The following is a 13,816-nucleotide window of genomic DNA, read 5'->3' as shown; positions in this document are numbered from 1 at the left end:
CGAAGAACGGAATCGAACAGCTGGCGAAAAGCGTCGTGATCGCGAAAACGCCCATGTCGATTCTTCGAAAAGCTCGAGTGATCCGGAACCTTATCCCTTAGTCCTAGTCTGCAGAACCAACGGTACGCCAGGTTCATGCCAACTTCTTCGCATAACCGACGCTCCGATCGAATCCCGTAACAGTAGCCAATGATCAGCATCCGTGCCAGCAGTTCTGGATCGATTGACGGTCGCCCAGTATGACTATAAGAGTCGGCTAGGCACAGCCGAAATTCGCTTAAGTCGAGATACCGATCTACCGCTCTCAGCAGATGGTCTTCGGGAACGTATTCGTCTAGACTGATCATGACGAACAGCTCCCGCTTCGTTGCCTGATGTCCCATCATCACGGCCTCCGTCTTCGCGCTTTACCTAGATAACGGTAGGCGTTGACAGAGCTGGCATCAAGGGGAGTTTTTCAACGGAATAGACCCGAAGCAGACGTAGCCGGTAGGGGATTAATCCTCAAGGCCCGCATGTCGCGGAAGCGCATCTACGTCAATCAAGGCCTCTTCTACCTTCACTTTGTCCCATGATGGTACGGGGCAATCAGGTTCTTGTGTACAAAGCTAGCGTGGTCTTCGGGCGGCAATGCAAGTCAGAGCTGTAAGCCGCGCCGTAGCAGCGCGGCCTATACGCTATGATCCGGTCGAAAAACTGGAAAAACATGGCCGAGCTTGATATTGCCCACCGCGAAGCATTGTTCGGCGACAGCAGCCCCGCCCTGCTGAAACATTGGTCGCTTCAGGCTGTCTCGATCGGGCGCGCCCGGGCCAGGTTTGCAATGAGCTCATCGCGGGTCTGGCGCTCCTGCTTCCAGGCCGGCTGGCCAGGACGGTTACGCCACGATTCGCTCAGGGGACTGTGATCGACGCAGTCGAAACCGAACTGGTCGTACAGGCGCGTTACCCACGCAACCGCTTCCGGATAATTGCTGGAACTCGCCAGGGCCAGCCGCTCAGGCGATCCGGCAGGCCTGCCCCAGGTGAGGATGCGTGGCGCCTGGATATGTGTAAATGCCTTGACTACTTTGGACGCGGGCAGTTGCTCCTGGCGCAGTTCATGCTCGGTCTTCTGACCCGAATCAATGACCGCATAGTGGCCATCGCGCCATGCCATGTAGTTGTTCGTATCGAGCACGATCTTGCCTGCCAGAGCATCTGAGGGCATGTTGTTCACCAATTGAAGGGGAACCGCGATAACCACCACATCGCCTGCCCTCGCTGCTTCTTCGGCAGTAGCGGCGCGCGCCGCCGGTCCGAGCTCGTCGACGAGTTCCTTGAGGGTTTCAGGCCCGCGCGAGTTGGCAATGACCACCCGGTAGCCGTTCGCAATGGCTGCGCGTGCGAGATGGCTTCCGACTTCGCCCGCTCCAATAATGCCGATAGTTTCAGTTGTCATGTTGGCTTGGTATCGCGCTGGCCAGGTTCCGACACAAGCAAGCGAATTCATACCGATCGTTATGAAAAATGCAGATTAACGAGTCATGACGTCCTTGTCAACAGGGCCGATCGGTGCGTAGCACGCCCTCAGGTCGGCCAAGCCATCAGCGCCTGGTCCACGATGCCATCGAGCCTGGCGCGGTCGAAACCCGCCTTGGCTTGCACCGCCATACCATGCAGTACGGTCATCACGAATCCCGCCAGCCTCGCGCAATCGGCTGTCGCGGGCAAGTCGCCCACTTCCTTGGCGCGTTCCAGGCGAGCGCGAAGCGACGCTTCACCGTCCGCACGCGCCTCGACCAAGGCGTGCTGGATGGGTTCGACATCATCCGACCCGACCAGGGCGCCATGAATACCCAAGCAGCCGCGGCGATCCTCGAAACGCGTATGCAGTTCAGCTGCTCCCCGCAACATCGATTCGACGACCTGCCGGGATGTTGGCTGCTCCAGTGCCTTGGGAAAGAAGTCGAGAAAGCGCTCGTAGTAACGCGCGAGCGCAAGGCGAAACAAGGCCTCTTTATTACCGAATGCGGAATATAAGGCAGGGCGTTCGACACCCGTCGCCTGCGTCAAATCGGTGTATGAAGCGCCCTCGTACCCCTTGCGCCAGAAGACGCACAAGGCCGCATCGAGCGCCTGGTCCACGTCGAATTCACGGTGACGTCCCATCAGTGATCTCGCTGAAAATTTTTCATAATGATCGATATTAATCCAGTTGACGGGAACGTGTCCAACCTGGTCCCGCCGTACCCACTGTGCCTTTGGGCGTCATTGCATTCGCAGAACTCGGTACTTGACACCCTCGAACATTTATCATAACGTTCGTTACGCTACTGGTCGTTATGAAATAAGCCAAGATCTGGCCCGACGCATCCAGTGCATTACCAAAGGAGTTTCTTGTGTCGAAATCATTATCTGGCAAGGTCGTTCTCATCACCGGCGGTTCGCGCGGTCTTGGCGCCGCCACCGCTGAAGCGTTCGCCGCGCACGGCGCCGACGTGGCGATCAGCTACGCCGCTTCCCCCGACAAGGCGGCCGAGGTTGTCGAAAGAATCAAGGCCAAGGGCGTGCGGGCCATCGCCATCAAGAGCGATCAGGCCCAGCCAGGGTCCGGCCGTCCCTTGATCGACGCCGTGTTCGCGGAATTCGGCAGGCTCGACATCTTGGTGAACAATGCCGGCATTGCCATCCAGGGACAACGGGTCGACGATCCGGCACTGGACGAAGAGAAATACGACCGCCAGTGGCAAGTCAACGTCATGGGTTCGATCGCCAACACCCGTGCCGCGGCCGCGCGCATGAGCGACGGCGGGCGCATCATCTTCATCGGCTCCCTGCTCGGCGCTTACGTGCCTTTCCAAGGGGTTGCCGACTACGCCGGCACCAAGACCGCTCTGGCCGGTTACGCCAGGGGCATTGCACGTGACCTGGGGCCGCGCAACATCACCGTCAACGTGTTGCAGCCGGGCGCGATGCCCACCGACATGAACAAGGAAGTCGCAGGCGAACTGCCTGACATGGAAAGCTTCCTGGACATGCATCCGATCCGCCGCTTCGCCACCCTGGAAGAAGTTTCCGAGATGGTGTGCTTTCTGGCCGGACCGCATGCCGGCTATATCACCGGCGAGACCATCAACATGGCCGGCGGTCTTGGCATTTGAATCCCTATCGCAAGCTGAACAAGGAGAACGAACATGAACAAGCAATTCGGAGCAAAATCGACCGCCGACGAGGTCCTCGCCGGCATTGATCTCAAGGGCAAGAACTACCTGGTCACCGGCGCCGCGTCCGGCATCGGGTTCGAAACCGCAGCGGCGCTGCTGGGCCACGGGGCCCACGTGGTGGCCGCGGTCCGGAACAAAGTTCAGGCCCGGGCCGCCATGGCACCGCTGCTGGAGCTGGCCCAACGCGCCGGCGGCAGCCTGGCCTTGGTCGAACTCGACTTGGCCTCTCTGCAGAGCGTGCGGGCAGCCGCGAACACCCTGCTATCCGACGGTCGCCCCTTCGACGCCGTTATCGCCAATGCCGGCATCATGGGAACGCCATTCGGTCTTACCGTGGATGGCTTCGAAACGCAGTTCGGTACCAATCACATGGGTCATTTCGCCCTGGTGACCTGGATCGAGCCGCTGCTCGTGGAGAACAGCCGCCTGGTCGTGCTGTCTTCTCAGGCGCACCGGGTCGCGGACGTCGACCTGGACGACCCCAACTTCGACAAGCAGCCCTACGAACCCTTCGTCGCCTACGGACGCTCGAAGACCGCCAACGCTCTTTTCGCGGTCGAGTTCGATCGCCGCTTCCGCCATCGCGGCGTCCGCGCAGCATCCGTCATGCCAGGCAACAGCTTGACTGACCTCGTGCGCAACTTCCCGCAAGAACAACTGCAAGCGCTCTTCGAAACCGTCGGCAAAGCGCGCGCCGATGCAGGTTTGCCGCCAGGCGAGCTCAAAGAGAAAGCGCAAGCCGCGGCAACCTCGGTCTGGGCTGCAGTGGTGGCCGACAAGGATGCCATCGGGGGACGCTATCTGGAAGACTGTGCGGTTGCGCCGGTCAATGACAGCCCGGTCCCGTTTGCCGACGGCGCACGTTCTTATGCCCTCGACGCCGGGAAGGCCAGGCAGCTATGGGATCTGAGTGAGCGCCTGCTCGAGGCGGCACTTTCGAAGCCGGCGCCAAGGGCGGCATGAGCGCCGGCTGTCCCGGTTCTTCGTCGGGTTGCCGGAAGTGACCGGGCTGGATCAGCCTGGCTGCACTGGCGCCGCGTCTTCTATCCAGTTTCGATTGAGAGGTAAATATGTCTACAACGGATTTGCGCGCATTTTACGACCGCTACATCGCGGCGCTCAACGCCAGGGATTTCGACGTCATGGGCGAGTTCATCCATGACACGGTAACCTTGAACGGCAAGCCGGCAACACGGGAAGATATTCTGGCCGTGCAACGCGAGGAGGCAGGCGCGGTACCGGACCTGCATTGGGAACTGACCAAGCTCATCATCGATGGCAAGCGCATCGGGGCACAGTTGATCAACACCGGGACCCCGACGGGAAAATTTGTCGGTGTCGAACCCAGCGGTGCGTCCTTTGAGGTCGTCGAGTATGCGGTGTACGAGGTACGCGATGGACGGTTTGCCCATATGGCGGCGATCCACGACGCCGAAGCTGTCAAGCTTCAGCTCGGCAGCTGAGCGGCCAGCGACGCGCCCCTGAACGCCTTTACCGCCTGTCGCGAAGGGGGTTCCCACCTCGCGCGTGTTGCTGCCGGGGCCATCGTCATACGAGGATGGCCTCCGGCGGATCGGCATTCCGGCTCTCAAGCACCCGGAAAAACAATACCAGTTACCATACCAGAAAGCTCCTTATAGAACAGTCACTTATTCTCAAATTAGCTTTCAACCGGTCTGTTTCCACGAGCCATTTTGCAATACCAATTAAATACCTGTTGACAAGCTTATCAGCCCCTCCTATAGTGCCCTGACTTTCCCGGCACAACGGACAACCATGATCGACTTTCTCATCGGCGTCGACGGCGGCGGCACCGGCACACGCGTGCGCCTGGCGCACCGCGACGGCACTGAACTCGCCCAGGGCACGAGCGGCCCCTCCGGCCTCGGCCTGGGCATCGCCCGCGCCTGGGACGCCGTCCAGCATGCCGTCGCCGCGGCCTTCGCGGCAGCCGGCACCGAACAGCCATCGCCCGCACGCATCGCCATCGGCCTCGGCCTGGCGGGCGTGCACAACAAGCAGTGGGCAGCCGAATTCGTGGCCGCCAATCCCGGCTACGCAGCGATCCGCCTCGAGACCGACGCTTTCACCACCCTGATGGGCGCGCACGGCGGCGCGGCCGGCGCCATCGTTGCCATCGGCACCGGCAGCGTCGGCGAAGTGCTGCGCGAAGACGGCAGCCGCCATGAAGTCGGCGGCTGGGGCTTCCCGGCCGGCGATGAAGCCAGCGGCGGCTGGATCGGCCTGCGCGCCATCGGCCACATCGAGCAGGTGCTGGACGGCCGCCGCGAGCGCAGCGCTTTCGCCGACAGCATCATCGAGGCATGCGGCGCGATCGGCAGCAATAAGCGCGATGCAATCCAGGTCTGGCTCGGCAAGGCCACCCAGACCGCCTACGCCAGTCTGGCCCCGCTGGTGCTGCGCCACGCCGACGATCCGGTGGCGCGCGCCATCCTGCTCGACGCCGGCAGCGAAGTCGCCTGCATCGCCAATGCCCTCGACCCGGACGGCAAGCTGCCGCTGGCCCTGTGCGGCGGCCTGGGCGCCGCCCTGCGCGACTTCCTGCCCTCCGGCCTGCTGGCGCGCACCACGCCGCCGCAGGGCGATTCCGCGGCCGGCGCACTGCGCATGATCGACCTCCACATCAAGGACCGCCAATGAAAGGCAATATCCTCACTCCCAACGGCTGGATCCGCGGCGAAGTCCGCCTGGCCGGCGGCGAACCGAACACCATCGCCGCGATCGACGGCCAGGCCTGCGAGCCCGCGGACAACGGCGACGACTACATCCTGCCCGGCTTCATCGACCTGCACGTGCACGGCGGCGCCGGCCGCGACATGATGGAAGGCGGCGACGCCCCGCACGTGATCGCGCGCCTGCACGCCAGGCACGGCACCACTAGCCTGCTGGCCACCACCATGACCGCGCCTGTCGAAGACATCGAGCGCGCGCTGGACGCCATCGGCGGCGCCTGCAAGGAACGCGGCAGGAACGAAGCCCGCATCCTTGGCGTGCACCTTGAGGGCCCCTACATCAACCCAGGCAAGCTGGGCGCCCAGCCGCCCTTCCCGCGCGAAGCCTCGATGGATGAGGTGAAGCGCTTCAATGCCCAGGCGCCGATGCGGTCGATTACCGTGGCGCCCGAGATCGACGGCCACCTGGGCCTGCTGCGGCAGATGGCCGATGCCGGCATCCGCGTGCAGATCGGCCATACCACCGGCTCCTACGAAGACGGCGTCAAGGCCCTCGAACACGGCGCCACCAGCTTCACCCACCTGTTCAATGCCATGCCCGGCCTGCACCACCGCGAGCCCGGCATGGCCGGCGCCGCGCTGGCGCATGCACAGTACGCCGAGATCATCCCCGACCTGCTGCACGTGCATCCGGGTGCGATCCGGGCCGCGCTGCGCAGCATCCCGAAGCTCTACTGCGTGACCGATTCGACCGCCGCCGCCGGCATGCCGGACGGCGAGTACATGCTGGGGCGTCAGGTAGTACATAAGTGCATGGGCGGCGTGCGCCTGGCCGACGGCACCCTTGCCGGCAGCACGCTGACCATGGACCAGGCGCTGCGCAACCTCGTCTCGATCGGCCTGAGCATCGAAGACGCCTCGCGCCGCGTGTCCACGAATGCCGCCGATTATCTGGGCGAAAGCCGCCGCGGGCGCCTGGCGCCAGGCTGCTTTGCCGACCTGGTCGTCCTCGACCGCAACCTATGCATTAAAGCCGTCTATATCGAAGGAGAATTGTGTGAGCTCTGAACCCACCTCGCTGATGCTGGAAGAAGCCAGGTCCGCCGCCCATTGCGTCGCCCTGCAACTGTCGAACGACGTCGAGCGCTACGCGGACCTCGGCCGCCAACTGCGTGCGGCCAGCTTCAACAACGTGGTGACGGTGGCGCGCGGCAGCTCGGACCACGCCTCCAGCTACTTCGCCTATCTGACCATGGCGCGCCTGGGCCGCCTGGTGACATCGCTGCCGATGTCGCTGGTGACCTTGTACAAATCGCCGCTGCAGACCCAGGGCACGCTGGCGGTGTCGATCTCGCAGTCCGGCCAGAGCCCGGACGTGGTCGAGCCGATCCGCTACTTCCGCGACGGCGGCGCCACCACCGTCGCGCTGGTCAACGACATCGACTCCCCACTGGCGCAAGCCGCGGAATGGGCGATGCCGCTGCACGCGGGTAAAGAGAAGTCGGTGGCCGCCACCAAGAGCTTCATCACCAGCCTGACCGCAGGCGCACGCCTGGTGGCCGAATGGCAGGGCGACAACGAACTGAAAGACGGCCTGCGCGCCCTGCCCGACGCGCTGCAGCGCGCCACGGAAACCGATTGGTCGAAGGCAGTCGAAGTCCTGGCCCCAAGCCGCAACATCATGGTGGTTGGGCGCGGCATCAGCTTCCCGGTGGCGCTGGAATCGGCGCTGAAATTCAAGGAGACCTCGGCCCTGCAGGCGGAAGCATTCTCCGGCGCCGAGATCAAGCACGGCCCGATGGCCCTGATCGAGGAAGGCTATCCGCTGCTGATCTTCGCAACCCGCGGCCCGGCCCAGGCCGGCCTGGTGGCGCTGGCCGAAGAGATGCGCGGCCGCGGCGCGCGCGTGCTGCTGGCGGCGCCGCAGGATGTGCCGGGCCGCGATCTCGACCTGCCGGTGGCGTCCACGCCGGACCTCGATCCGATCGTCGCGATCCAGGCCTTCTACGTGATGGCGGCGCACCTCTCGAAGGCGCGCGGCATGAACCCTGACCAGCCGCGCCACCTGAGCAAAGTCACCAAGACGAATTAAGACATGAACGATTACAGGAAACTCGCCGGCCAGCTGATCATGATCCGGCTGTTCGGCACCGAGCTGGATGCGGACACCGCCGCCTTCATCCGCGCGAACGAGATCCGCGGCGCCTGCCTGTTCCGCCAGAACATGACGGACGCAGTCCAGCTGACCCGCTTCAACACGGGCCTGCGCGAAGCCATGGGCGAGAACGCCCTGATCGCGCTCGACCAGGAAGGCGGCGCCGTGGTGCGCTCGCTGTGGGTGCCGCCGCCGCCGTCGGCGATGGCGCTGGGCGCCGCCGACGACACGCAGCTGGCGAAGCAAGTCGGCGGCGCCGTGGCGCGCGCCGTGAAGTCCATGGGCTTCAACTGGAACTTCGCGCCGGTGCTGGACCTGAACAACAACCCGCGCAATCCCGTGATCGCCGAGCGCTCCTTCGGCGCCGATCCGCAGCGCGCCGCCGAGCTGGCGATGGCCTGGATGGACGGCAGCGATGCCGAAGGCGTGGCCTGCTGCGTCAAGCACTTCCCCGGCCACGGCGACACCCACGTCGACTCGCACCGCGACCTGCCGCAAGTGGACAAGGACCTGGCGGAGCTGGAGCGCTTCGAGTTCGCGCCCTTCCGCGCCGCCGCCCCGCACGCGCCTGCCGTGATGACCGCCCACATCGTCTACCCTGCCCTCGATCCGCACAACCCGGCGACGATGTCGCGCGCCATCCTGACCGACCTGCTGCGCGATAAGATGGGCTACCAGGGCGTGATCATCACCGACGGCATGGACATGCACGCCATCGCGAAGCGCTACGGCGCCGGCGAGGCGGCCGTCAACGCGCTGGTCGCCGGCGCCGACATGGTGATGGCGATCGGCAGCCGCGAGACCCAGGAAGCGACGCTGGGCGCGATTGCCGCGGCGATCGAAGACGGCACCCTGCCGCTGGCATCGGTGCAGCGGCGCCTGGACCGCCTCGACAAGCTGGCGCAGGCGCATCCGGCCGGCAGCGTGCCTTATTCCCCCGAAGCCGAAGCCGAGGACCGCGCCCTGATGGCGCGCGCTTGGCGCCGCGCTCTCACCGCGCGCGGTAATCCGCAGCGTCCCGCGCCCGGCAGCAAGGTAAGGCTGGTGGCGCGCCAGGACGTGGTCAGCGACGGCGTCTCGGAAGCCGGCGTGCCGGCGGCGAACATCGCGGCCTCACTGGGCAAACTCTACGACATTGAACTGGTGACCTTTGCCGACCCCGAAGCCTTCGACTGGAACGCGCTGCCGCAGGACGGCCGCTTCACCATGCTGGCCTCGACTTCGCGCCGCCGCTACGGCCCGCACGCCCGCGACACCTGGAAGCCCGACCTCCACATCGCCCTGTGGAATCCCTACCAGGCGCTGGACTTCGGCGCCCCGGCACTGATGACCTATGGCTTTGCGCCGCCGGCATTGGAAGCGGTGAATGCCTGGCTGAGCGGACAGATCGAAGCCGAGGGCAAGTGCCCCGTTCCCGGCTTTTAATTTCCGCTACGCACTGCGGTAACGCATTGTAACGACGCGTTTGCCGCAGCCCCGGCTGCGGCACAATTGTCCGGCCCCACACTGCAGTTTGTGGGAGAATGCACGCTTTGTCTGAGTTAATCAAAGAGAAGGATTATTCATGTCCCAATTCCGCTTTGCCCGCCTTGCCCTGATGCTGGCCGCTATCGGCCTGAACGCTGCACCGGCTCTCATGCACAGCGCCTCCGCGCAAGACAAGGCTGCCCCGGCCGATGCCGCGGCTCAACCGAAGCCGGACACGGTTCGCCCCGATTTGTTCAAGCTGCTCGACTCGGCACAAATCAAGCCGCTGATGGACGCGAAGAATTACACCGAAGTCCAGAACCGCATCACCCAGGCCGAAGCTTTCCCGAACAAGACGCCATATGAAGAATATGTGCTGAACCGTATCAAGCTGTCGCACGCATCCGCCACCAACAACGACCAGGCCTCGATCGCCGCGCTGGAAGCCATCCTGGCCTCGGGCAAGCTGCCGGCAACCGACAAGCCGCAGTTCACCCAGGCCCTGGCCGGCATGTACTACAACGCCAAGAACTATCCGAAAGCAATCGAGTGGTTCAAGCGCTTCCAGGCTGAAAACCCGAGCTCGGACGCGGCGAACGCACCGCTGGTCCGCGCCTATTACCTGAGCAACGACTTCCCGAACGCAATGAAGCTGCTGCGTCCGCAACTGGAAGCCGCTGAAAAGGCCGGCAAGACCCCGTCGTCGGAAGACCTGCGCCTGTACGCCTCGGCCGCCAACAAGGTCAAGGACGATGCCGCCTATCTGTTCGGCATCGAGCAGATGATGACCTACTATCCGAACGACGATGTCTGGATGGACGCGATCTACCGCGGCGTCGTGCGCAAGCCGGGCTTCCAGGAAACGAACTACCCCGACGTCCTGCGTCTCGAATTCGCCGCCGTCAAAGTGCTGACCCCGGAGATGTACACCGAGCTGGCCGAACTGGCCCTGAAGGACGGCTTCCCGACCGAAGCCAAGAAGGTCATGGACGCCGGCTTTGCCGCGGGCGTTCTGGGCACCGGCGGCGCGGCCGCCCAGCACCGCCAGCTGCGCGACCGCGCCACCAAGGAAGCCGCCAACGACGCCAAGAACATCGCCTCGGGCGAAGCTGGCGCCGCCAAGGCCAAGACCGGCGCCGGCCTGGTCAACCTGGGCTGGGCTTACGTGACGATGGACCAGTTCGACAAGGGCATCCCCTTCATCGAGCAGGGTATCGCCAAGGGCGGCCTGAAGGTGCCTGACGAAGCCAAGGTACGCCTGGGCATGGCCTACCTGCGCGCCGGCCAGAAGGACAAGGCGATTGCCGCCTTCCAGTCCGTGAAAGCGGGCGGCGGCCTGTCCGACATCGCCAAATACGGCATCGTTCTGGCAAACCACCCGAACCCGGGCGGCAGCAACGCGAAGTAAGCGCTTCGCCGGCGTGAATCGCTGAAAGGCGGTGCGGTCCCTGCGGCCGCACCGCCTTTTTCATTCCTGTGTTAGCTGGCGTACCGGCCCCACGATGCTGCCGCTCCATAATCGGAACGGAACATCATCACTAAGGCCGGTCATGACCACCGTACGCAAGGGCCAGGCGCCCGCCAAGCTCAACCGCGACGAATTCCGCCTGCGCTTCTCGCGCAACTTCTTCGATCCGCTCTACGAAAACGTCGGCCACGAATTGGCGGCCGTCGAGGAAATCGCCTGGCAAGCCTATGTCGGCTCACACAAGGCGCCGGTGACGGTCAAGGCGGGGCCGGGCTTTGCCGACCCCGACTACGATCTCTCGGCCGAGTGGAAGGAAGCGCACGACCGCCTGCTGGCCGCCGAGGCGAAGCAGAAGGACCGCAACACGCTCAGCCGCATCCTGCTGATCAATGGCGCCGCACGCAACGACGGCAGCTGCCCCAGCGAGATTTCCAAGACCTGGCGCCTGACCAAGATGTGCGAGGAGATCCTGCTGGCCGAAGGCTTCGACACCGACGTGCTCGACCTGTCACGCATCATTTCCGACTTCGACCGCCACATCCACCCCTGCAAAGCCTGCGTCTCGACCGCCATGCCGCTGTGTCACTGGCCGTGCAGCTGCTACCCGAATCACTCGCTGCACCAGAACAACGACTGGATGAACGAGATTTACGAGAAGTGGGTGGCGGCGCACGGCGTCATCATCCTCACGCCGGTCTACTGGTACCAGTCGCCGTCCGTGCTGAAGCTGATGATCGACCGCCTGGTCTGCGCCGACGGCGGCAACCCCGACCCCAGCTCGACCCACGGCAAGGAAGCCGAGGAAGCCAAGGCGCTCGAAAAGGACTGGGATTATCCGAAGCACCTGGCCGGCCGCGCCTATGGCCTGGTGGTGCACGGCGACGTCGCCGGCATCGAGGGGCACCGCCGGTCCCTGTCCGACTGGCTGGACTGGATGGGATTGATCTCGGCCAGCCCGACCTCCCAGCTCGACCGTTACGTCGGCTATTACGAACCCTATGCCGACAGCCACGAGACCCTGGACAAGGACACGGCGTTCCAGGAAGAGGTGCGCAACGTCGCGCGCTCGGTGGGCGCCGCCGTGCGCGACATCCGCTCGGGCAAGCTGGTGCAAGCCAACCGGGGACTGGGGAATCCGCGGCCCAAATAGCGGGGTCTGAGGCGGTCCGTTTTTGGTATTATCAACGGATTCACATAGATTACTCCGCCGCATGTCCTCTCTGTCGCAGTTGATGCACCACCTCTCCGCCACCAGCAACCTGCCGCTGTACCAGCAGCTGCAGCGCGCCCTGCGCGAAGCGATCGACCGCGGCGTCTACGGCCCGGCCGAAGCCCTGCCGGCCGAGCGCCAGCTGGCGTCCGAGCTGGACATCTCGCGGATCACGGTGAGAAAGGCGATCGACGGACTGGTGGAAGAAGGCCTGCTGGTGCGCCGCCCGGGCTCGGGCAACTTCATCAACACGCGCATCGAAAAGAACTTCGCCAAGCTGACCTCCTTCTCGGAGGACATGCGCTCGCGCGGACGCACGCCGCGCAGCGTCTGGCTCAAGCGTTCGGAGGGATTGGTGACGCCGGAAGAAGCGATGCGCCTGAACCTGTCGCCGGGCGCCGCGGTGTACCGCTTCAACCGCATCCGCTACGCCGACGACATGCCGATGTGCCTGGAATACGCGACCATCGTCGCCTCCGCCCTGCCCTCGCTGGATGCCGTCGACACCTCGATGTACGAAGCCCTGGAAGCGGCCGGCAAGCGCCCGGTGCGCGCACTGCAGCGGCTGTCGGCGCTGCTGCTCAATGCCGAGCAGGCCAGGCTGCTGCAGTCGAAGGAAGGCGATGCCGGGCTGTGCGTGGAGCGGCTGGGCTTCCTGCCGGATGGGCAGGCGGTGGAGTTTTGCCGGTCTTACTTCCGCGGCGACATGTATGATTTCGTCGCGGAGTTGAGCGCCACGTAATCTGCGTGGGCACCGGGTGCCCACCCTACGGCCAACGATTACATCGCCGTGAGACCGCCATCGATCGCCAGCTGGTGCCCGGTAACGAAAGACGCCTGCTCAGAGCACAGCCACAGCGCCGCGCTCGCCACTTCCGCCGGCTCGGCGATGCGCCCCATCGGATGCGCAGCCTTCAGCTTCTTGTCGCGGCCCGGCTCGCGTTCCAGCATGCGGGCCAACATCGGGGTCTTCACGGCGCCCGGGCACAGGCTGTTCACGCGGATGCCCGATTTCGCGTATTCCACCGCCGCGGTCTTGGTCAGGCCGACCACGGCATGCTTGGAAGCCGCGTAAATGGCGCGGTTCGGCGCCGCCACCAGGCCACCGGCATCGGCCACGTTGCAGATCGTGCCGCCGCCTTCCTGCTTGAGCATCTGGCGCAGCTGGCTCTTCATGCACAGCCAGACGCCCTTGACGTTGACGTTCATGATGCGGTCGAACTGATCGTCCTCGCCCTCGGCCAGCGGCAGCGATTCTTCCTCGGTGCCGGCGCCGTTGACGGCGACGTCGATGCGGCCGTAATGCGAGACCGCCTTGTCCACCAGGGCTTCGACCTCGGCGACGACAGTTACATTTGTTTTAACGAACAGCGCCTTGCCGCCCGCTTCGACGATCAGCGCAGCCGTCATGTGGCCGCCGTCGACGGAATTGTCGGCCACGACGACGCAGGCGCCCGCGCGTCCGAATGCCAGCGCCATCGCGCGCCCGATGCCGCTCGCGGCGCCCGTCACCAGCACAACCTTGCCGGCATATGAAATCCCGCTCGGCGGTTGTTTGGTCATGCCCTTCATGATGCTTCCTTTGCAATAACTCGACGCAATGTTTGCTGCCTGCTAG

General features: G+C 64.4%; 14 protein-coding genes. 10 read left to right on the top strand and 4 right to left on the bottom strand.

Annotation, left to right across the window (positions count from 1 at the left end; translation table 11 throughout):
* From AC07PE_RS15800 to AC07PE_RS15790, 3 genes are all read right to left on the bottom strand, one after another.
* On the bottom strand, positions 1–386 hold a 386-nt coding region (locus tag AC07PE_RS15800; RefSeq protein ID WP_498766043.1), incomplete at its 3' end, for a transposase.
* 397 nt (positions 387–783) lie between these two features.
* A complete protein-coding gene (locus AC07PE_RS15795) occupies positions 784–1,491 on the bottom strand; it encodes an NADPH-dependent F420 reductase (RefSeq protein WP_498766041.1) in 708 nt (235 codons plus the stop codon).
* A gap of 77 nt (positions 1,492–1,568) precedes the next feature.
* The gene (locus AC07PE_RS15790; protein WP_498766039.1) at positions 1,569–2,150 is read right to left on the bottom strand and encodes a TetR/AcrR family transcriptional regulator; all 582 of its coding nucleotides are present in this window, start codon (positions 2,148–2,150) and stop codon (positions 1,569–1,571) included.
* A 230-nt stretch (positions 2,151–2,380) separates the two neighbouring features.
* Here AC07PE_RS15790 and AC07PE_RS15785 point away from each other — a divergent pair, with 230 nt between their 5' ends.
* From AC07PE_RS15785 to AC07PE_RS15740, 10 genes are all read left to right on the top strand, one after another.
* Positions 2,381–3,142, top strand: a complete 762-nt coding sequence (locus tag AC07PE_RS15785; protein ID WP_498766037.1) for an SDR family NAD(P)-dependent oxidoreductase — start codon at positions 2,381–2,383, stop codon at positions 3,140–3,142.
* A 33-nt stretch (positions 3,143–3,175) separates the two neighbouring features.
* Positions 3,176–4,168 (top strand): SDR family NAD(P)-dependent oxidoreductase, encoded by a 993-nt coding sequence (locus tag AC07PE_RS15780; protein ID WP_498766035.1) that lies wholly within the window; start codon positions 3,176–3,178, stop codon positions 4,166–4,168.
* A 107-nt stretch (positions 4,169–4,275) separates the two neighbouring features.
* Entirely contained in the window at positions 4,276–4,668 is a 393-nt protein-coding gene (locus AC07PE_RS15775; protein ID WP_498766034.1) for an ester cyclase, read from the top strand.
* A gap of 313 nt (positions 4,669–4,981) precedes the next feature.
* Positions 4,982–5,866, top strand: coding sequence for a glucosamine kinase nucleotide-binding domain-containing protein (locus AC07PE_RS15770; protein ID WP_498766033.1), 885 nt, complete (start codon positions 4,982–4,984; stop codon positions 5,864–5,866).
* Positions 5,863–6,966, top strand: coding sequence for an N-acetylglucosamine-6-phosphate deacetylase (gene nagA / locus AC07PE_RS15765; RefSeq protein WP_498766031.1), 1,104 nt, complete (start codon positions 5,863–5,865; stop codon positions 6,964–6,966). The genes AC07PE_RS15770 and nagA overlap by 4 nt, the downstream gene beginning before the upstream one ends.
* Positions 6,967–6,979: 13 nt before the next feature.
* The gene (locus tag AC07PE_RS15760; protein ID WP_498766080.1) at positions 6,980–7,990 is read left to right on the top strand and encodes an SIS domain-containing protein; all 1,011 of its coding nucleotides are present in this window, start codon (positions 6,980–6,982) and stop codon (positions 7,988–7,990) included.
* Positions 7,991–7,993: 3 nt separating this feature from the next.
* A complete protein-coding gene (gene nagZ, locus AC07PE_RS15755; RefSeq protein ID WP_498766029.1) occupies positions 7,994–9,478 on the top strand; it encodes a beta-N-acetylhexosaminidase in 1,485 nt (494 codons plus the stop codon).
* A 139-nt stretch (positions 9,479–9,617) separates the two neighbouring features.
* Entirely contained in the window at positions 9,618–10,928 is a 1,311-nt protein-coding gene (locus AC07PE_RS15750; protein WP_498766027.1) for a tetratricopeptide repeat protein, read from the top strand.
* A gap of 142 nt (positions 10,929–11,070) precedes the next feature.
* Complete coding sequence (locus AC07PE_RS15745) at positions 11,071–12,138, top strand: flavodoxin family protein (RefSeq protein ID WP_498766025.1); 1,068 nt, start codon at positions 11,071–11,073, stop codon at positions 12,136–12,138.
* A gap of 61 nt (positions 12,139–12,199) precedes the next feature.
* A complete protein-coding gene (locus AC07PE_RS15740) occupies positions 12,200–12,940 on the top strand; it encodes a GntR family transcriptional regulator (protein ID WP_498766023.1) in 741 nt (246 codons plus the stop codon).
* A 38-nt stretch (positions 12,941–12,978) separates the two neighbouring features.
* Here the strand turns inward: AC07PE_RS15740 and AC07PE_RS15735 are convergent, their stop codons facing one another.
* Positions 12,979–13,770, bottom strand: coding sequence for an SDR family oxidoreductase (locus AC07PE_RS15735; protein WP_498766021.1), 792 nt, complete (start codon positions 13,768–13,770; stop codon positions 12,979–12,981).
* Positions 13,771–13,816: the final 46 nt, after the last annotated feature.

The organism is Telluria sp. GW821-FHT07G12 (genome assembly GCF_059418525.1).
Note: the sequence above shows the minus strand (reverse complement) of the source record. Positions and strands in the feature narration are given on the sequence as shown.

Excerpts from the sequence above, each read along its gene's own strand:
- AC07PE_RS15750 (WP_498766027.1), top strand. The coding sequence starts at position 9,618 with ATGTCCCAATTCCGCTTTGCCCGCCTTGCCCTGATGCTGGCCGCTATC.
- AC07PE_RS15790 (WP_498766039.1), bottom strand. The coding sequence starts at position 2,150 with ATGGGACGTCACCGTGAATTCGACGTGGACCAGGCGCTCGATGCGGCC.
- AC07PE_RS15780 (WP_498766035.1), top strand. The coding sequence starts at position 3,176 with ATGAACAAGCAATTCGGAGCAAAATCGACCGCCGACGAGGTCCTCGCC.
- AC07PE_RS15745 (WP_498766025.1), top strand. The coding sequence starts at position 11,071 with ATGACCACCGTACGCAAGGGCCAGGCGCCCGCCAAGCTCAACCGCGAC.
- nagA (WP_498766031.1), top strand. The coding sequence starts at position 5,863 with ATGAAAGGCAATATCCTCACTCCCAACGGCTGGATCCGCGGCGAAGTC.
- AC07PE_RS15740 (WP_498766023.1), top strand. The coding sequence starts at position 12,200 with ATGTCCTCTCTGTCGCAGTTGATGCACCACCTCTCCGCCACCAGCAAC.
- AC07PE_RS15795 (WP_498766041.1), bottom strand. The coding sequence starts at position 1,491 with ATGAATTCGCTTGCTTGTGTCGGAACCTGGCCAGCGCGATACCAAGCC.
- AC07PE_RS15770 (WP_498766033.1), top strand. The coding sequence starts at position 4,982 with ATGATCGACTTTCTCATCGGCGTCGACGGCGGCGGCACCGGCACACGC.
- AC07PE_RS15760 (WP_498766080.1), top strand. The coding sequence starts at position 6,980 with ATGCTGGAAGAAGCCAGGTCCGCCGCCCATTGCGTCGCCCTGCAACTG.
- nagZ (WP_498766029.1), top strand. The coding sequence starts at position 7,994 with ATGAACGATTACAGGAAACTCGCCGGCCAGCTGATCATGATCCGGCTG.
- AC07PE_RS15735 (WP_498766021.1), bottom strand. The coding sequence starts at position 13,770 with ATGAAGGGCATGACCAAACAACCGCCGAGCGGGATTTCATATGCCGGC.
- AC07PE_RS15775 (WP_498766034.1), top strand. The coding sequence starts at position 4,276 with ATGTCTACAACGGATTTGCGCGCATTTTACGACCGCTACATCGCGGCG.